This is a genomic window from Mycobacterium sp. NGS17 (assembly GCF_059813205.1).
In genome coordinates, this window is the sequence record NZ_JCALED010000013.1 from 69,974 (window position 1) to 87,594 (window position 17,621).

A 17,621-nucleotide genomic window follows, 5' to 3' on the forward strand; every position below is an offset into this window, starting at 1 on the left:
GCTGATTGTGCGCCTGATCGCCCGCGAAGAACATGGGGCGATTGCCTCATTGTTCGGCGAGCACCAGTCCGTGCTGCAGGGCATACATGCTGGCGCCGATGCGGTTTGAGACGCCGATTTTGGCGTACGTCCGCTCGACGTGGTTGCGGGCCGTTTTCTCGCTGATCACCAGCGCCGCCGCGATCTCCTTGTTCGACGCGCCGCGGGCGACCAGGCACAGCACCTCGATCTCCCGCGGGGTCAGCCCGTCCGGCCGCAGGGCCGGCCGCTGCGCGGGTTGCCCCGCCGCGTGCAGCACCGCCTCGACGGCGACCGATTCCAGTTCGCCGGCCTGCGCCCGCCTGCGCAGCCGGCGCGCGGCCGCGGCGGGTGACAGCTGTTCGCGATACGGCCGGGGCTCACAGGCGGACTGGTAGCACACGGCGGCGGCCAGAATGCGGTCCGGCAGGCCCAGCGCGGTCCCCGCCAGGCCGCGCGGATATCCCGACCCGTCAAGGCATTCGTGATGATTGCCGGCGACCTCGGCCAGCCGCGCAAACCCCGGCACCTGGCTGAGGATGCGCACGGTCAGATACGGATGCAGCCGCACCCGCTCGAACTCCGACGCGCTCAACGGACCTTGCCGAGACCAGATGTGATTCGACACCCCGATGCGGCCCAGATCGTGGACATGACCGGCGCGCCGGGTCAGCGCGATCGCGTCGGGGCCAAGACCGGCGGCCAGCGCGGCCTCGCCGGCGAGCCGGGCCACCGCTCGCGAATGCCCAAGCGTGAAAGGACATTTCAAGTCGACGAAGTCACCCAGCGCCACAAGCAACGTGTCCAGCGACCGGTCGTCGAGCGGCTGCTGACGATCGGGCGCCTCGCGCAGCGCCGCCGCCCACGCTTCGCCGGCCGGCGGGCCGGCCAGGATCGCGTCGGCGTCGCCGACGAAGGCGTCGACCACCTGAGGATCGAATTGGCCGCCGCGTCGGGCGCTGACCATCGCAACGGCCCCCGCGACGCCGTACGTCCGGTGGTGGACCTCGACCATGTCGGCGAGCTGGGCGATGCGCATCTGGATCGGAATGGCGTCGCCCCGGGCGCCCGCGGGCAGCCCGCCGCCGTCGTAGCGCTCGAACGCGAATGCGAGCGCGGCCTGCACTTTGGGGCCCAAGCCAATTCGGTCGGCCAGCAGCGCCGCGGACGCGCAGTGCGAGTGGATCAACCGGGAAATGTGGCCCCGCGCGTTGGCGAACAACGTTGCCATCACGGTGATCCGGTGCGCCAACGGCTGGCCGCGACCCACATTGCTCGCCAGGAAGCGCAGATAGGGAATCCCTGACCAGTCGACCAGATACGAGTCGTGGCGCACGGCAATGTCGTCGCCGAACCACCGCGCGTACTCGTGGGAGTCCGCGTGGCAGCCGATCCACATGATCAGGGTCGTGTAGTAGACGCAGTCGCGCTGTTCGGCGTCCAGACCGAGCCGGTCGGCCAGCCGGGTCGCGATCAGCCCGGCCCGGAGCATGTGCTCGGCGGGCTGGCCCAGGCCGAGGTCGATCGCCACCGACAGCGCCGCCAGCAACTCGGCACGGGTCGGTAATTCGGGCTCCGACATGAGGTTCATTGTGCCCAGCTAATCGGCGTGGGGTCACCCGATTGGGATAGTGCGCCGCACGGCCTGATGCCGGGTCGCGTCGAACGTCTCGAAATGCCCGGAGCCCACCGCGAACACGCCGCGTTGCGGCGGCCGAAAACCGCCCAGCCTGGCCTGCCGGTGTAGCGGTCCCACCGGTCCAAGGTCGACGTCGCGCAGCACCGCGCGCGACTGCGCCACCGCCCACACCCGTGCGGGCGCGATCATGAATCGCTGGCCGTTGGGCGCCGTGCCGGATAGTCGGACCCGCCCGGCGCGCAGGGTCGGGCCGGCCACCCGGCCGAGCACGGCGAGCGCCGCCGGGTTGGTCCAGGCGCGTGCCGGCAACCGTCCGCCGACCGCGCTCATCAGTCGCGTCGCCGCGGTGGCGCAGATATCGATCTGCCAGGCAAGCAGATTCGGGATCTCGACGAACAGCGACCACGGGGTGACCCACCCGACGTCGATGTCGCATTGGACCGCGTCGTGCGGGGTCGCGGCGCTGAAAAACCGGGCGCAGCTCTGCGGTCCGGGCGTCGTCGCGTAGAACGTCCAGGCGCCCTCGGGGTCGCGATGCCACACCGATCGATAACCCGGCGAAAAAGACGTCGCCGGAAATTGCCGCAGCGCCAGGTAATGCCCGCTGGCGAACGGGAGCCCCATGACCCCGAAACCGACGAAGCGTTCGTCACTTCCGGCGGGTAGGACGGGATGTCGCAGGACGGCGTTGGCGGCGTCCAGCGGGGTGCGCAAACTGGTCATGCCCGAATAATCCGCGTGGGCGCCGCCGCGGCGCATGAGGCGGATGCCTCAAACTTCGCGGTGCATCGGCGCCGAGTGTGAAACTAGCCGCACACTCGGCTTCGAGCGTGAAGATAACTTCACACTCGGCGAAAAAGGGCGCGCCGGCCAATGACGCCGCGTCGGGGAGGCCCCGGCTTAGCGCCGCTTGGCCGACTTGGGGGACTTGGTACCGCGGCCCTGTTGCCTCGCCGCGGCGCGGCGCTCGCGCCGGCTGGCGCCGCCGGGCACCCCGGCCGGGGCCTTGCCGTCGCCACCGTTGCGCTGCACCGCGGCCGAGCCGTCCTCGGACGGGCCGGAGTAGGTCATGGCCGGCGCTTCGTTGTCAATCCCCTTGGCGCGCAACTGGGTTGGCGCCTCCTCGCGCACGGCCGTTGCCGCACCCCCCTGCTGCCCGGCCGCCGCGGTGGCGAACTCCTCCAGCCCCTCGGGCGCTTCGACCGGCGCGACCTGCGGGCTGGGCACCGCCTCGACGGTGACATTGAACAGGAAGCCGACCGACTCCTCTTTCATGCCGTCAAGCATCGCCATGAACATGTCGTAGCCCTCGCGCTGGTACTCCACCAACGGATCGCGCTGCGCCATCGCGCGCAGCCCGATGCCCTCCTTCAGGTAGTCCATCTCGTAGAGGTGCTCGCGCCACTTACGGTCGATGACGTTGAGCAGCACGTTGCGCTCCAGCTGGCGCATCGCGCCCTCGCCGGCGATCCCCTCGAGCTCGGCTTCCCTTGTGGCGTAGGCGTTTTCGGCGTCTTTCAGCAGCGCGTCGAGCAACTCCTCGCGGGTGAGGTCGTCGCGGTCGGAGTCGGCGTCGTGTTGGATCAGCGGCGCGTGGTCGATGCCCACCGGGTACAGCGTCTTCAGCGCCGTCCACAGCGCCTCGAGGTCCCAGTCCTCGGCGTAGCCGTCGGCGGTCGCGCCGTTGACATAGGCGGTGACCACATCGCGGACCATGTCCAGCGCCTGCTCCTTGAGGTTCTCGCCCTCCAGGATGCGGCGGCGCTCGGCGTAGATCACCTTGCGCTGCTGGTTCATCACCTCGTCGTACTTCAGGACGTTCTTGCGGACCTCGAAGTTCTGCTGCTCCACCTGGGTCTGGGCGCTCTTGATCGCGCGGGTGACCATCTTGGCCTCGATGGGCACGTCGTCGGGCAAATTCAGCCGGTTGAGCATCGCCTCGAGCGCGGCGCCGTTGAACCGGCGCATGAGTTCGTCGCCCAGCGACAGGTAGAACCGCGACTCGCCCGGGTCGCCCTGCCGTCCCGAGCGGCCGCGCAGCTGGTTGTCGATGCGGCGCGACTCGTGACGCTCGGTGCCCAGCACGTACAGGCCACCGGCCTCGATCACCTCGGCGGCCTCGGCGCTGACCTCGTCCTTGACCTTGGGCAGTTCCTCGTGCCAGGCCGCGTCGTATTCGTCGGGCGTCTCGACCGGGTCGAGGCCGCGCTCACGCAGCCGCTGGTCGGTGAGGAAGTCGGCGTTGCCGCCCAGCACGATGTCGGTGCCGCGGCCGGCCATGTTGGTGGCCACGGTGATGCCGCCGCGACGGCCGGCGACGGCGACGATGGTCGCCTCCTGCTCGTGAAACTTCGCGTTGAGCACGTTATGCGGCACGCGGCGCTTCTGGAACTGGCGCGACAGGTACTCCGAGCGCTCCACGCTGGTGGTACCGATCAGCACCGGCTGGCCCTTTTCGTAGCGCTCGACGACGTCGTCGACCACCGCGATGTACTTGGCTTCCTCGGTCTTGTAGATCAGGTCGGACTGGTCGGCGCGGATCATCGGCTTGTTGGTCGGGATCGGCACCACGCCGAGCTTGTAGATTTCGTGCAGCTCGGCGGCCTCGGTCTGGGCGGTGCCGGTCATACCGGCGAGCTTGTCGTAGAGCCGGAAGTAGTTCTGCAGCGTGATGGTGGCCAGCGTCTGGTTCTCGGCCTTGATCTCGACGTGCTCCTTGGCCTCGATGGCCTGGTGCATGCCCTCGTTGTAGCGGCGGCCGTAGAGCACGCGACCGGTGAACTCGTCGACGATCAGGACCTCGCCGTCGCGCACGATGTAGTCCTTGTCGCGGTTGAACAGCTCCTTGGCCTTCAACGCGTTGTTGAGGTAGCTGACCAGCGGCGAGTTGGCGGCCTCATAGAGGTTGTCGATGCCGAGCTGGTCCTCGACGAACTCCACGCCCAGCTCGTGCACGCCGACGGTGCGCTTGCGCAGGTCCACCTCGTAGTGGGTGTCCTTCTCCATCAGCGGCGCCAACCGGGCGAACTCGGTGTACCAGTTCGAGGCGCCGTCGGCGGGGCCGGAGATGATCAGCGGGGTGCGGGCCTCGTCGATCAGGATCGAGTCGACCTCGTCGACGATCGCGAAGTTGTGCCCGCGCTGCACCAGGTCGTCGAGCGAATGCGCCATGTTGTCGCGCAGGTAGTCGAACCCGAACTCGTTGTTGGTGCCGTAGGTGATGTCGGCGTTGTAGGCGACCCGGCGCTCGTCGGGAGTCATCTGCGCGAGGATCACGCCGACGTCCAGGCCGAGGAAGCGGTGCACGCGGCCCATCCACTCGCTGTCACGTTTGGCCAGGTAGTCGTTGACGGTGACGACGTGCACGCCCTTGCCGCCGATGCCGTTGAGGTAGGCCGGCAGCACCGAGGTCAGCGTCTTGCCCTCACCGGTCTTCATCTCGGCGACATTGCCGAAGTGCAGCGCCGCCGCGCCCATCACCTGCACGTCGAAGGGCCGCTGGTCGAGCACCCGCCAGGCCGCCTCGCGGGCCACCGCGAAGGCCTCCGGCAGCAGGTCGTCGAGGCTTTCGCCGTCGGCGTGCCGCTTCTTGAACTCGTCGGTCTTGGCCCGCAACTCGGCGTCGGTGAGCTTCTCGATCTCGTCGGACAGGGTGTTGACGTAGTCAGACACCCGCTTGAGACGCTTGAGCATGCGACCTTCGCCAAGGCGCAGCAACTTCGACAGCACGGTGTTGTCCCCTTTTGGGATGTGCCCCTGTTGGTAGGAGTCTTGCAATGAGCGACTCCCATGGTAGGCGACGACCGGGTCAGGGCCGCCGTAGCGGCGATCGCAAGCGCGGCAACGCCGGGCGCCGCGGGTCGTCGCCCGAGGACACCGCTCAGGAGAGCCTGATCAGCCCGTAGTCGTAGCCGTGCCGTCGGTAGACCACGCAGGGTCGTTCGGTCTGCTTGTCGTGGAACAGGAAGAAGTCGTGCCCGACGAGCTCCATCTCGTAGAGGGCGTCGTCGACCGTCATCGGCGTGGCCGGGTGCTCCTTGGTCCGCACGATCCGCCCGGGCTCGTGGTCGGCCTCGACGCCGTCGTGCTCGGCCGGCGGGGGCTGCGCCGCGCTGTGCTGCGGCGCGGGTGGCGGTACCGCGGTGGCGGCGGCCAATGACACCGGGGTCTTATCGCCGTAGTGCACCTTGCGGCGGTCCTTGACGCGGCGCAGCCGGTTCTCCAGCTTGTCGACCGCGGACTCGAACGCGGCGTAGAAACTATTGGCGCACGCTTCCGCCCGCGTCACCGGGCCGCGGCCACGGGCGGTGATCTCCACGCGCTGACAGGACTTGCGCTGACGCCGGTTGGGCGCGTGCTTGAGCTCGACATCGAAGAGATAGATGGAGCGATCGAACCGCTCGAGGCGGGCGAGTTTTTGCGAGACGTACAGACGGTAATGATCGGGGATCTCTACGTTGCGGCCCTTGAACACAACGTCGGCGGTGGTTGTCGGTGGGGCTTGCCCATCGGTGACGGGCGGTTGGTCCAGAATCTGACCGGAATCCACGGATAGCCTTGACATACGTGACAACTCGTTTCTCTTCTTCACGTCACACGCGCCCTGCGTGCCTGGCTGCCTAACGCGCCGACGAGGTGGGAGCGGTTCGAGACTGGCTACCGCCGCAGGCTGCCCGCCGGAGCAAGGTGTCGATTACTCACCCCCTCCGCAGATGGGTCTCACCTGGAAAATCGCGACCAATGAGTCAGACCGATGAGTCGTTCTTCGTTGTTTTCGACGTTAGCTCGTGTTCGCCTGCCGATGCCACTAATTTGGTCGAGCTGTTGCATGTTCTTCACAAGCTCTTGGCTGGTTCATGGGTTGTGCCCGGCCGCGGGAGATTCAGACCATAGCGATCGCAAGGACCGCGGCGACCCGAACCCCGGCGGCCTGCAGGACCCGCAACGATTCGCGCGCCGTCGCGCCGGTGGTGACGATGTCGTCGACGAGCATGACTTCGGTGCGCGGCGGTGCGCCGCGCAGCACCACCCGGCCGGCGATGTTGCGCTCGCGCGCGGTGGTGCCCAGGCCCACCGAGTCGCGGGTCAGCGCCCTGAGCCGCAGGGCCGGCGCGACGGCGATGTCGGGGTGCCGCGCGACCGCGGCGCGCGCCAGCCGGGTGACGGGGTCACCGCCGCGCCGGCGCGCGGCCGAACGCCGGGTCGGGGCGGGCACGACGGTCAGCGGGGTCGTGACGATCCCCCACGACAGCAGCCGGTGCACCCCGATGGCCAGCGCGCGCGCCAGCGGTTGAACAAGATCGGCGCGGCCCTGCTCCTTGAGCGCCAGGATCGCGTGCCGGCGCGCGTTGGCGTAGCGGCCCAGCGCGAACACCGGGACCTCGGGGTCGATGCGCGGGTTCACCACGTGCGGCTGATCTGCGGTCACCGCCAGCTCGACGGCGCACGCGTCGCACCAGCGGGTCGAAGGCGCCCCGCAGCCGCCGCATTCGGCCGGCAGGAACAGGTCGAGCATGGCGTCAGTGTGCCGCCCGGGTGTGACAGCTAGCCCGGCAGCACCGGGGCCGCACCGGGCACCGTCAGCCCAGGCACGTCCGACCAGCCCTGCTGACCGTCGGCCGACGGCGAATACTGCAGCACCCCTTGCGGACCCGCGACGTAGGCCGTCGACGGATTGGCGGCCACCGTCGTCACCGGCATCTGCAAACCGTGCGGCGGCGCGTCGGAGTTCACCCCGTCGATGTTCACGTACGACACCGGATGGCCGGCGTCGGTACGCGTCACCACGATGTCGTCGCCGGTGCGCCACGACAGCGACACCACCGAATTACCCAGCCCGAAACCGAGCCGCCGCGGGAAGGTCAACGCGTACTGCCCGGCCTGGGTCTGCTCGACGCTGGCGAGAATCACCTGGCCGCCGATCACCATCGCGGCGCGGGTGCTGTCGCGGGACAGCTGCAGGTCGGTGATCGGTCCCGGGAACCGGGTGGCCACCGCGACGGAATCCACCGGGAGGCGCGCGGGTTGGCCGGAAGCCGGCTCCTGGATCGCCCGCAACACGTTGTTGCCGTCGACCACCACCCAGACGACGTCGTCCAGCGACCAGGTCGGCCGCGACAGGGTGTGCCCGTCGGCGGACTGCACCGCCTCCTGGCCGAGATCACCGATCCACAGGGACGCGGCCATATCCGGGGCACCGCGATGCAGCGTCACCACCGACGCGACCTGCCTGCCGCTGCGCGAGAGCGCCGCGCCGGTCTGGTCACCCATGCGGCCGAACGCGCCGGCCACCATCGTGGTGTGCTGGCCGTCCAGCGCGACCAGTGAGCCGTTCACCAGGGCATGCAGCCCCGCGCCCGCGCCGTCGGCCGCGCCGGGGTCGGTGGCGGCGACGTCGGAGGTGGTCCACCCGTCGCGGAACCGGTCGTCCAGCGGCGCGCCGTCGGCGTTGATCACATACGGTCCGCGGATGTCGGCCCGGGCCAGGGTCCAAATGATCTGTGCCGCAACCAATTGCCGGCTGTGCGGATCGGTGGTGGACAGCTTCTCCAGTTCGACGCGCGCACCGCCGTAACCGCGCCCGATGCCGTTTTTGCCGCCGTCGGCCCGGGTCACCGGGCCGCGCAGCCGCAGGGGCGGTGCGAGCAGGTTGCGGACCGTGTGCGCCATCTCGGGCCGCGGGCCGGCGATCATCTTGGAGATCAGCTCGGTGGCCAACTGGTCGTGGTCGGGCACCGCGACGTAGCGCGGGTCGGGAACCACCGTCTTGCCGGTCGGGTCGTCGAAGTACAGCGTGTTGCGTTTGTAGGTGGACTGAAACTGCTGCCAGTCCAGAAACACTCCGTTGGGTAGCCGGTCGATGCGCCAGCCGCCGGAGGTCTTGACCAACTCGATCGGCCCGGGGTCGGGCAGCACACCCTCGGCGGTCTCGAACACCCCGACGTCGGACAGCGAACCGAGGATGTCCGCCCGCATGGTCGCCGAAACACGTTCGGCCGCACGGGTTTCCACGAACACCACATGGTCGATCAGCAGCGCGCTACCGGCATCGTCCCAGGCGTTGGACGCCGACTGGGTGAGGAACTGCCGCGCAGCCAGATGCCGGTTCGCGGGATCGGCTGTGGCCTTGAAGAATTCGCGCAGCAGCACGTCGGGATCCATGCCCGGGGTCGGCTTGGGCAGGTTCGACGGCGCGGGCCGCTCGACGGTGCCGATGGCCTGGGGCGCCGACGAGCTGGGCACCCCGGCACAACCGGCGAGCAGCATGGCCAGCATCAGCAGGCCCAACAACCGCCGCATCACAACGTCCTCTCGGCCGGCTCTCGTTGCCGCGTACGGTCTTTGGCGTGCTGTGGCCCCGTGGGGGCGGGTTGCGGAATCGGCTTCATGGGCAACGGGCTGGTGGTGACCTTGTGGCCGCGCACCAGCGGCAGCGTCAGCCGGAAGCACGAACCGTCGCCCGGTTCACCCCACGCCTCCAGCCTGCCCTGGTGCAGGCGCGCGTCCTCGATGCTGATGGCCAGGCCGAGCCCGGTGCCGCCGGAGCGGCGCACCCGCGAGGGGTCGGCTCGCCAGAACCGGCTGAACACCAGCTTCTCCTCGCCCGGTCGCAGCCCCACCCCGTAGTCGCGGACGGTGACGGCGACCGTGTCCTCGTCGGCGGCCATCCGGATCTTGACCGGCTTGTGCTCGGCGTGGTCGATGGCATTGGCGATCAGGTTGCGCAGGATGCGCTCCACCCGGCGCGTGTCGACCTCGGCGATCACCTCTTCGGCCGGCAGATTCACCTTCAGTTCGATGCCTGCGTCTTCGGCCAGATGCCCGACGTTGCCCAGCGCGCTCTGCACCGTGGTGCGCAGGTCGACGGCCTCGACCGACAGCTCGGCGACACCGGCGTCGTGCCGGGAGATTTCCAGCAGGTCGTTGAGCAGCGACTCGAACCGGTCCAGCTCGTTGACCATCAGCTCGGTGGAGCGCGCCAGCGTCGGGTCCAGGTCGGCGCTGTGGTCATAGATCAGGTCGGCGGCCATCCGCACCGTGGTCAGCGGGGTGCGCAGTTCGTGGCTCACGTCGGAGGTGAAGCGACGCTGTAGATTACCGAACTCCTCCAGCTGGGTGATCTGGCGCGACAGGCTCTCGGCCATGTCGTTGAACGACATGGCCAACCGCGCCATGTCGTCCTCGCCGCGCACCGGCATGCGTTCGGACAGATGGCCTTCGGCGAAACGTTCGGCGATGCGCGACGCCGATCGCACCGGCACCACCACCTGCCGCGACACCAGCAGAGCGATGCCGGCCAGCAGCACCAGCAGCACCGCGCCGCCGGTGATCATGGTGCCGCGCACCAGCTGGATGGTGGCCTGCTCGTTTTTCAGCGGGAAGATCAGGTACAGCTCCAGGTTGGCCACCTGAGACGACGCCGGCGTGCCGACGATCAGCGCCGGCCCGGAGAAGCCGTCGGTGTGCACGGCGGCGTACTGATACGACGCCTGCCCGGCCTTGACGAAGCCGCGCAGCGAACCGGGCACCTGGTCGACGGGGCCGGCCGTGGTCGCCGCGCGCGGGCCGTCACCCGGCACCATCAGCACCGCGTCGAAGGCGCCGGCCAGCCCCGCACCCGAGGCCGGGTCGGTCTTGGAGGTCAGCGTGTTGCGCGCCAGCTGCAGGCTGCTGTCCAGCGAACGCGCCTCTTCGCCGTTGACGATCCCGCCCACGGTGGTGCGCGCCCGCTCGATCTGCTCGATGGCGGCCTTGACCTTGACGTCGAGCACGCGATTGGTGACCTGACTGGTCAATACGAATCCGAGCGCCAAAATGACCGCGAGGGACAGCCCCAGCGTCAGCGCCACCACCCGCAGCTGCAGCGAGCGCCGCCAAGCGATGGCCACGGCCCGGCTGACCGTACCCATGCCACGAGTCATGGGGCCGGAGCGCCCCCAGCGGCTCCGAGTGCGTCGCCGGGAGCCCCAGATCACCGCCGGCGCCCCCTACGGCGCTCTAGAAGTGCGCGGGTCACGGAGGTCCGGCCTTGTAACCCACTCCTCGAACGGTCAACACAACGGTCGGATTCTCAGGGTCTTTCTCGACCTTGGCACGCAGACGCTGGACGTGCACGTTCACCAAGCGGGTATCCGCCGGGTGACGATAGCCCCACACCTGTTCGAGCAGCACATCACGAGTAAACACCTGCCGCGGTTTGCGCGCCAACGCCACCAGCAGGTCGAATTCCAGCGGTGTCAGGGAGATCTGCTCGCCGTTGCGCGTGACCTTGTGCGCCGGCACGTCGATCTCGACGTCGGCGATCGACAGCATCTCGGCCGGCTCGTCGTCGTTGCGCCGCAGCCGCGCCCGCACCCGGGCCACCAGCTCCTTGGGCTTGAACGGCTTCATGATGTAGTCGTCGGCACCCGACTCGAGGCCCAGGACCACGTCGACGGTGTCCGTCTTGGCGGTGAGCATCACGATCGGCACGCCGGAATCGGCGCGCAACACCCGGCACACGTCGATGCCGTTCATGCCGGGCAGCATCAGGTCCAACAACACCAGATCGGGGCGCAGTTCGCGCACCGCAGTCAGGGCCTGGGTGCCGTCACCGATGACCGCAGTGTCGAAACCCTCCCCACGAAGCACGATGGTGAGCATCTCGGCTAGCGAAGCGTCGTCGTCGACGACCAAAATCCTTTGCCTCATGGAGTCCATGGTGTCACCAGATCGGGACAAAACTCGGGCACCACACGGGCGTTTCTCCTTCGAAACGGCCGAATCGTGACAAATCTGTGCTAGTTGGCGGCCAAATCGGCGGCCAGCCGGCCCGGATCGACGTCCGCGTCGACGCTGCGCCAGCGGCCGCCCCAGCCCGCGGCGGCCAGTTCGGCGTAGACCGCGCCGGTGCGCTGCTGAAGCCCGTCGTCGCGTTCGTAGCTGTCGCGCGCCCGGCCCGGATCGGCCTCGGCCCGGCCGCGGGCGCGCCGCCCGGCCAGTTCGGCCGGCACCGCGAGCAGCACCTGCCAGTCGGGCGCGGGCAGCCCGAGGCGCTGGTACTCCAGCGCGTATATCCATTCCACGGCCGGCCCGGCGGCGTCCTGGTGCAGGCGGGCGGCGGTGTATGCCGCGTTGGAGGCGACGTAGCGATCCATGATCACCACGTCGTGCTCGCGGCGCAGCGCGTCGATTTCGTCGACCGCCCCGGCGCGGTCCAGCGCGAAGAGCATCGCCATCGCATAAGCCGACGACGCGAGGTCGCCGTGCTCGCCGCGCAGGGCCTCGGATGCGATGTCGGCGGTCACTGATCGCCCGTAACGGGGGAAGGCCAGCATGGCGACCGACTTGCCGTTCGCCTCGAACAGGCTGCGGAGCTTGTCCGTCAGCGTGCGCTTGCCGGCGCCGTCGATGCCTTCGATCGCGATCAGCACGGCGGCCGGGCGGCTCAGTAGCGGTAGTGGTCGGCCTTGTAGGGGCCGTCGACGTCGACGCCGATGTACTCGGCCTGCTCCTTGGTGAGCTTGGTCAGTTCGCCGCCGAGCGCCTCCACGTGGATGCGCGCCACCTTCTCGTCCAGGTGCTTGGGCAGCCGGTAGACCTCGTTGTCGTACTCGTCGTTCTTGGTCCACAGCTCGATCTGCGCGATGACCTGGTTGGAAAAGCTGTTGCTCATCACGAACGACGGGTGGCCGGTGGCGTTACCCAGGTTCAGCAGCCGGCCCTCGGACAGCAGGATGATCGACTTGCCGGTGTCCGGGAACGTCCACAGGTCGACCTGCGGGCGGATGTTGGTCTTGGTGGCGCCGGACTTCTCCAGCCGGGCCACCTGGATCTCGTTGTCGAAGTGGCCGATGTTGCCCAGGATCGCCTTGTCCTTCATCGCCTTCATGTGCTCGAGGGTGATGATGTCCTTGTTGCCGGTCGTGGTGATGATGATGTCGGCCTCGCCGATCACGTCCTCCACCCGCTTGACGTCGAAGCCCTCCATCAGCGCCTGCAGGGCGTTGATCGGGTCGATCTCGGTGACGGTCACCCGCGCGCCCTGCCCGGCGACCGACTCGGCGGACCCCTTACCGACGTCGCCGTAGCCGCAGATCAGCACCTTCTTGCCGCCGATCAGCACGTCGGTGCCGCGGTTGATTCCGTCGATCAGCGAGTGCCGGCAGCCGTACTTGTTGTCGAACTTGCTCTTGGTGACCGAGTCGTTGACGTTGATCGCGGGGAATGCCAGGTCGCCGGCGGCGGCGAACTGGTAGAGCCGCAGCACGCCGGTGGTGGTCTCCTCGGAGACGCCCTTGATCGACGCGGCGATCTTGGTCCACTTGTCCTTGTCGGTCTCGAACCGCTTGCGCAGCAGGTTCAAGAACACCCGGTGCTCGGTCGAGTCGTCTTCCTCGTCCGGCGGCACCACGCCGGCCTTCTCGTACTGCGCGCCGCGCAGCACCAGCATGGTGGCGTCACCGCCGTCGTCCAGGATCATGTTGGCCGGCTCGTCGGGCCAGGTCAGCACCTGCTCGGCCGCCCACCAGTACTCCTCGAGCGTCTCGCCCTTCCACGCGTACACCGGCACGCCCTTGGGCTCCTCCGGGGTGCCATGGGGCCCGACGACCACCGCGGCGGCGGCGTGGTCCTGGGTGGAGAAGATGTTGCAGGACGCCCAGCGCACCTCGGCGCCCAGCGCGACGAGGGTCTCGATCAGCACCGCGGTCTGCACGGTCATGTGCAGCGAACCCGAGATGCGCGCGCCCTTGAGCGGCTGCACGTCGTGGTACTCGCGGCGCAGCGACATCAGACCCGGCATCTCCTGCTCCGAGAGCTCGATGTCCCGGCGACCGTAATCCGCCAACGACAGATCGGCGATCTTGAAATCGATGCCGTTCCGAACGTCGGGGGTGAGTGCGTTTTCGGTCGTCGTCATAACGTGTCTTCCTTTTAGGCTCGCTCGGATCCAAGCGGTAATTAGCTTAGGTATGTTCTTGGGCCACTGTAGTCGCGGGTCCGCGCGCCGTGCGGGTCAGGGAACGTTGATGACGCCGTGACGCTCCGCGAACGGCGTCATCAACCGGGCCAGGTCGGCGGCCACGTCTTCGCTGCGAGCGGGAGACACCCCCGGGTCCGCCTCAGGCGGCATCGACACGTAGCTCAGCGCCAGCCGCACGATGGCACGCGCCAGCACGCCGGCGTCCTCGTCGCTGGCGGCCACCCAGCTGTGGGTGAGCGCCGTGGCCAACCGTTCGGAGGCGCGGTTGACGATGGGGGCGCTGCCGATGGTGATGAGCTGCAGCAGGTCCGGCTTGGCCACCCCGGTGAGCAGCGAGATCACCAGGGGGTCCGCCGCCAGCTCGGTGAACAGGTCGCGGAAACCCTGCAAAAACGCCTCGTAGATGTCGCCGATGTTGGCTTGCAGCGCGGCGTCGACGGCGTCGACCAGCCGATCGGCCAGGCGCAGGGCGTACCCCTGCGCCAGGCCCTGCCGGGAGCCGAACTCGTTGTAGATCGTCTGCCGGCTGATGCCGGCGGCGCGGGCCACGTCGGACAGGGTGATGGCCGACCAGTCCCGCGTCAGCAACAGATCCCGCATCGCATCGAGCACCGAGTCACGCAGCAGGGCACGCGACGCCTCGGCGTACGGCATCCGCTTCACAGGCGCGACAATAGCGGCTTTCGCTGCGGCGGTGGCTGCGATCACGGTCGGGCGATCTCCACCATCACGAAATCGGACTTCGCGGCACCGCAATCCGGGCAGCTCCAGTCCTCGGGGATGTCGTCCCACCGGGTCCCGGGCGCGATGCCGTCCTCCGGCCAGCCCTTGGCCTCGTCGTACTCGAATCCGCACTGCACGCAGGCGAAAAGCTTGTAGTCCTCGCTCATCGGTTCACTCCTATAGTTTCGAAATCGACCTTCTCGCGCACCGCGCAATCGGGGCAGCACCAGTCTTCGGGGATTTCACCGAACGGCGTGCCCGGCCGAAAGCCTTCCCGCGGTTCGCCTTTCGCTTCGTCGTAGGTGTAATCGCAGCCTGGGCAACGGTAGGCGGTCATGCCGTCACCCCGTGACGGGCCAGCAGCTTCTCGCGCAACCGCGGCTGCACGTTGATCCGGGTGATGTCGCCGTCGTAGTGCGCCAGCACCCGGTGGTCCATCACCTTGCGCCACAGCGGCGGGAAGTAGGTGAGCGAGATCATCGACGCGTACCCGCTAGGCAGGTTGGGCGCGCCCTCCATGCTGCGCAGCGTCTGGTAGCGCCGCGTGGGGTTGGCGTGGTGGTCGCTGTGCCGCTGCAGGTGGTAGAGGAACAGATTGGTCACCACGTGGTCGGAGTTCCAGCTGTGCGCGGGGGTGCAGCGCTCGTAGCGCCCGCTCGAATTCTTCTGCCGCAGTAGGCCGTAGTGCTCCAGGTAGTTGACCGACTCCAGCAGGCTGAAGCCGAAGACCGCCTGGATGACCATGAACGGGATCAGCGCCGGGCCGAAGATCGCGATCAGCACTCCCCACAGCACCACCGACATCAGCCAGGCGTTGAGGACGTCGTTGGACAGATACGTCTTGGGGTGCCACGGGCTGGAGCCCTGCCGGCGGATCCGTTGCGCTTCGAGCCGCAGCGACGAACGCAGGCTGCCGAACACGCTGCGCGGCAAGAACTCCCAGAACGTCTCGCCGAAGCGCGCCGACGCGGGGTCCTCCGGGGTGGCGACGCGGACGTGGTGGCCCCGGTTGTGCTCGATGTAGAAGTGCCCGTACCAGGTCTGCGCCAGGGTGATCTTGGACAGCCAGCGCTCCAGCGAGTCCTTCTTGTGGCCCATCTCGTGGGCGGTGTTGATGCCGACGCCGCCGAGCACGCCGACCGAGAGCGCCAGTCCCAGCTTGCCGGCCCAGCCGAGGGCGCCGTCGAAGCCCAGCCAGCTCAGGTTCGACGCGGTGAACAGGTAGACGCCGAAGATCACGCTCAGGTATTGGAAGGGGACGTAAATGTAGGTGCAGTAGCGGTAGTACTTGTCGTTCTCCAGCTGCTCCATGACCTCGTCGGGCGGGTTCTGCCCGTCGGGCCCGAAGCGCAGGTCCAGGATCGGCAGCAGAACCCAGAGCAGGATCGGCCCGATCCACAGCGGCACCTGCGCGGCGCCGTGCCAGCCCAGCCGGTTCAGACCCCAGATGAGCGGCAGCATCGCGAACAACGCCGTCGGGGCGATCAGCCCCATCAGCCAGAGTCGGCGCTTCTTGTCCCGCCAGGCCAGCGGCTCGGAATCCCTGCTCAGTTGCGGTTCGAATGTGGTCATATGCCAAACCTCCTTGTGAATCACACCACGTTGAGATTGGACAATACCGCCGTTTGCGTCTTCTGTCTAGACAAAAGACGTCAATTTGTAAAGACGCTTGGCCTAGGGCACCGGGGTGTGGGGGTCGGCCTCGAGCGCGTCGCTGCGTTCCGTCTCCCCTTCCTCACGACGGCCCAGCACCGAGTGCCGGTAGCCGTATCCGGCGTAAATGGCCGTGCCGACGGCCAACCAGACGCCGAACCGGACCCAGGTGAGCGCCGTGAGGTTGAGCATCAGCCACGCACACGCGGCGATCGAGGCGATCGGAAGCAACGGCACCCACGGCGCCCTGAAACCGCGCTCCAGATCCGGCCGCGTCCGGCGCAGCACCATCACGCCGGCCGAGACCAGGACGAAGGCGAACAGCGTTCCGACGTTCACCATCTCCTCGAGCTTGGTGATGGGAAACACCGACGCCGTCACGGCCACCACCACGGCGACCAGCACGGTGATCCGCACCGGCGTGCCGTGCGTGCCGGTCTTGGCCAGCGACCGCGGCAGCAGCCCGTCGCGCGCCATGGCGAACAGGACCCGGCACTGGCCGAGCATCAGCACCATCACCACGGTGGTCAGTCCCGCCAGCGCGCCGATGGAGATGATCTTGCTCGCCCAGTGGATGCCGTTCGCGGTGAAGGCGGTGGCCAGGTTCGCCTGCCCGCGGCCCTGGACCGTCTTGAGCTGGGTGTAGGAGACCATGCCGGACAGCACGACGGCGACGGCGACGTAGAGCAGGGTGACGATGCCCAGCGACGCCAGGATTCCCCGCGGCACATCGCGCTGCGGATTCTTGGTCTCCTCGGCCATGGTGGCGACGATGTCGAACCCGATGAACGCGAAGAAGACGATCGACGCGCCGGCCAGCACGCCATACCAGCCGTAGTGGCTGCCGTGCGCGCCGGTCAGCAACGACAGGACGGACTGGTCGATGCCCTTGGCGTCGCGGCCCGCCTCGGCCTTCGGGATGAACGGCGAGTAGTTGGCGCGCTTGATGTAGAAGACACCGACCACCACGACGAAGATCACCACCGACACCTTGATCGCGGTGATCACCGCCGAGAACCTCGATGACAACTTGGTGCCCAACGCGATCAGGGTCGCCACCCCCGCGACGATCACCAGCGCCCCCCAGTCGACCTGGGTCGAGCCGAATTTCGCGGTGCCGCCGGCGAATCCGAAGACGGTGCCCAGATAGCTCGACCAGCCCTTGGCCACCACCGCGGCGCCGATCGCCAGTTCCAGCACCAGATTCCAGCCGATGATCCAGGCCAGGAACTCCCCGAAGGTGGCGTAGGAAAAGGTGTAGGCGCTGCCCGCCACCGGCAGCATCGAGGCGAACTCCGCGTAGCACAGCGCGGCCAGCGCGCAGGTGCCCGCCGCGATCACGAACGACACCCAGATGGCCGGCCCGGTGATGTCGCCGGTCGTCGACGCGGTGACCGTGAAGATGCCGGCGCCGATCACCACCGCGACGCCGAACACCACCAGGTCGCGCCAGGTCAGGTCCTTGCGCAGCTTGGTGTCCGGCTCGTCGGTGTCGGCGATGGATTGCTCGATCGATTTGGTCCGCCATCGATTGGCCATGCATTCGCCCTTTCCCAGCGCTGGGAGCCGTTGGTCCGTCACAGTACTGGGTACTCTCGGCAAATGCCGGATAGCGGAGCAGCGGCC

General features: G+C 68.2%; 15 protein-coding genes. All 15 read right to left on the minus strand.

Annotation, left to right across the window (positions count from 1 at the left end; translation table 11 throughout):
* Window positions 1-46: 46 nt before the first annotated feature.
* The 15 genes from AC5Y7E_RS22795 to AC5Y7E_RS22865 all read right to left on the minus strand — a co-directional run bounded on the left by AC5Y7E_RS22795 (window position 47) and on the right by AC5Y7E_RS22865 (window position 17,534).
* Window positions 47-1,600 carry an HD domain-containing phosphohydrolase gene (locus tag AC5Y7E_RS22795; protein ID WP_499950831.1) on the minus strand — a complete coding sequence of 518 codons (1,554 nt, stop codon included), beginning with the start codon at window positions 1,598-1,600 and terminating at the stop codon, window positions 47-49.
* Window positions 1,601-1,633: 33 nt separating this feature from the next.
* Window positions 1,634-2,380: a hypothetical protein gene (locus tag AC5Y7E_RS22800; RefSeq protein WP_499950832.1), complete on the minus strand. Its 747-nt coding sequence runs from the start codon at window positions 2,378-2,380 to the stop codon at window positions 1,634-1,636.
* A 177-nt stretch (window positions 2,381-2,557) separates the two neighbouring features.
* A complete protein-coding gene (gene secA, locus AC5Y7E_RS22805) occupies window positions 2,558-5,386 on the minus strand; it encodes a preprotein translocase subunit SecA (RefSeq protein ID WP_499920736.1) in 2,829 nt (942 codons plus the stop codon).
* Window positions 5,387-5,537: 151 nt separating this feature from the next.
* Window positions 5,538-6,206, minus strand: coding sequence for a ribosome hibernation-promoting factor, HPF/YfiA family (gene hpf / locus AC5Y7E_RS22810; RefSeq protein ID WP_499920738.1), 669 nt, complete (start codon window positions 6,204-6,206; stop codon window positions 5,538-5,540).
* A 333-nt stretch (window positions 6,207-6,539) separates the two neighbouring features.
* Entirely contained in the window at window positions 6,540-7,172 is a 633-nt protein-coding gene (locus tag AC5Y7E_RS22815) for a ComF family protein (RefSeq protein WP_499950833.1), read from the minus strand.
* Between the two features lie 29 nt (window positions 7,173-7,201).
* Entirely contained in the window at window positions 7,202-8,956 is a 1,755-nt protein-coding gene (gene lpqB, locus AC5Y7E_RS22820) for an MtrAB system accessory lipoprotein LpqB (RefSeq protein WP_499920319.1), read from the minus strand.
* Complete coding sequence (mtrB, locus tag AC5Y7E_RS22825; protein ID WP_499950834.1) at window positions 8,956-10,632, minus strand: MtrAB system histidine kinase MtrB; 1,677 nt, start codon at window positions 10,630-10,632, stop codon at window positions 8,956-8,958. The genes lpqB and mtrB overlap by 1 nt, the downstream gene beginning before the upstream one ends.
* 37 nt (window positions 10,633-10,669) lie before the next feature.
* Window positions 10,670-11,356 carry a two-component system response regulator MtrA gene (mtrA, locus tag AC5Y7E_RS22830; RefSeq protein WP_007168097.1) on the minus strand — a complete coding sequence of 229 codons (687 nt, stop codon included), beginning with the start codon at window positions 11,354-11,356 and terminating at the stop codon, window positions 10,670-10,672.
* 80 nt (window positions 11,357-11,436) lie between these two features.
* Window positions 11,437-12,069, minus strand: a complete 633-nt coding sequence (locus tag AC5Y7E_RS22835; RefSeq protein ID WP_499950835.1) for a dTMP kinase — start codon at window positions 12,067-12,069, stop codon at window positions 11,437-11,439.
* A gap of 14 nt (window positions 12,070-12,083) precedes the next feature.
* Complete coding sequence (gene ahcY, locus AC5Y7E_RS22840; RefSeq protein WP_499950836.1) at window positions 12,084-13,556, minus strand: adenosylhomocysteinase; 1,473 nt, start codon at window positions 13,554-13,556, stop codon at window positions 12,084-12,086.
* A 96-nt stretch (window positions 13,557-13,652) separates the two neighbouring features.
* Window positions 13,653-14,273 (minus strand): TetR family transcriptional regulator AlkX, encoded by a 621-nt coding sequence (gene alkX, locus AC5Y7E_RS22845; RefSeq protein WP_499920740.1) that lies wholly within the window; start codon window positions 14,271-14,273, stop codon window positions 13,653-13,655.
* 50 nt (window positions 14,274-14,323) lie between these two features.
* Window positions 14,324-14,509, minus strand: coding sequence for a rubredoxin (locus AC5Y7E_RS22850; RefSeq protein WP_499920326.1), 186 nt, complete (start codon window positions 14,507-14,509; stop codon window positions 14,324-14,326).
* Window positions 14,506-14,679, minus strand: a complete 174-nt coding sequence (locus AC5Y7E_RS22855) for a rubredoxin (protein ID WP_499920327.1) — start codon at window positions 14,677-14,679, stop codon at window positions 14,506-14,508. The genes AC5Y7E_RS22850 and AC5Y7E_RS22855 overlap by 4 nt, the downstream gene beginning before the upstream one ends.
* The gene (locus AC5Y7E_RS22860) at window positions 14,676-15,914 is read right to left on the minus strand and encodes an alkane 1-monooxygenase (protein WP_499950837.1); all 1,239 of its coding nucleotides are present in this window, start codon (window positions 15,912-15,914) and stop codon (window positions 14,676-14,678) included. The genes AC5Y7E_RS22855 and AC5Y7E_RS22860 overlap by 4 nt, the downstream gene beginning before the upstream one ends.
* Before the next feature lie 102 nt (window positions 15,915-16,016).
* Complete coding sequence (locus AC5Y7E_RS22865) at window positions 16,017-17,534, minus strand: APC family permease (protein WP_499950838.1); 1,518 nt, start codon at window positions 17,532-17,534, stop codon at window positions 16,017-16,019.
* Between the last annotated feature and the right edge of the window lie 87 nt (window positions 17,535-17,621).

Coding starts and splice junctions, on each gene's coding strand:
- lpqB (WP_499920319.1), bottom strand. CDS start 8,956: ATGCGGCGGTTGTTGGGCCTGCTGATGCTGGCCATGCTGCTCGCCGGT.
- alkX (WP_499920740.1), bottom strand. CDS start 14,273: ATGCCGTACGCCGAGGCGTCGCGTGCCCTGCTGCGTGACTCGGTGCTC.
- AC5Y7E_RS22850 (WP_499920326.1), bottom strand. CDS start 14,509: ATGAGCGAGGACTACAAGCTTTTCGCCTGCGTGCAGTGCGGATTCGAG.
- mtrA (WP_007168097.1), bottom strand. CDS start 11,356: ATGGACTCCATGAGGCAAAGGATTTTGGTCGTCGACGACGACGCTTCG.
- AC5Y7E_RS22800 (WP_499950832.1), bottom strand. CDS start 2,380: ATGACCAGTTTGCGCACCCCGCTGGACGCCGCCAACGCCGTCCTGCGA.
- AC5Y7E_RS22815 (WP_499950833.1), bottom strand. CDS start 7,172: ATGCTCGACCTGTTCCTGCCGGCCGAATGCGGCGGCTGCGGGGCGCCT.
- AC5Y7E_RS22795 (WP_499950831.1), bottom strand. CDS start 1,600: ATGTCGGAGCCCGAATTACCGACCCGTGCCGAGTTGCTGGCGGCGCTG.
- AC5Y7E_RS22860 (WP_499950837.1), bottom strand. CDS start 15,914: ATGACCACATTCGAACCGCAACTGAGCAGGGATTCCGAGCCGCTGGCC.
- AC5Y7E_RS22855 (WP_499920327.1), bottom strand. CDS start 14,679: ATGACCGCCTACCGTTGCCCAGGCTGCGATTACACCTACGACGAAGCG.
- ahcY (WP_499950836.1), bottom strand. CDS start 13,556: ATGACGACGACCGAAAACGCACTCACCCCCGACGTTCGGAACGGCATC.
- AC5Y7E_RS22865 (WP_499950838.1), bottom strand. CDS start 17,534: ATGGCCAATCGATGGCGGACCAAATCGATCGAGCAATCCATCGCCGAC.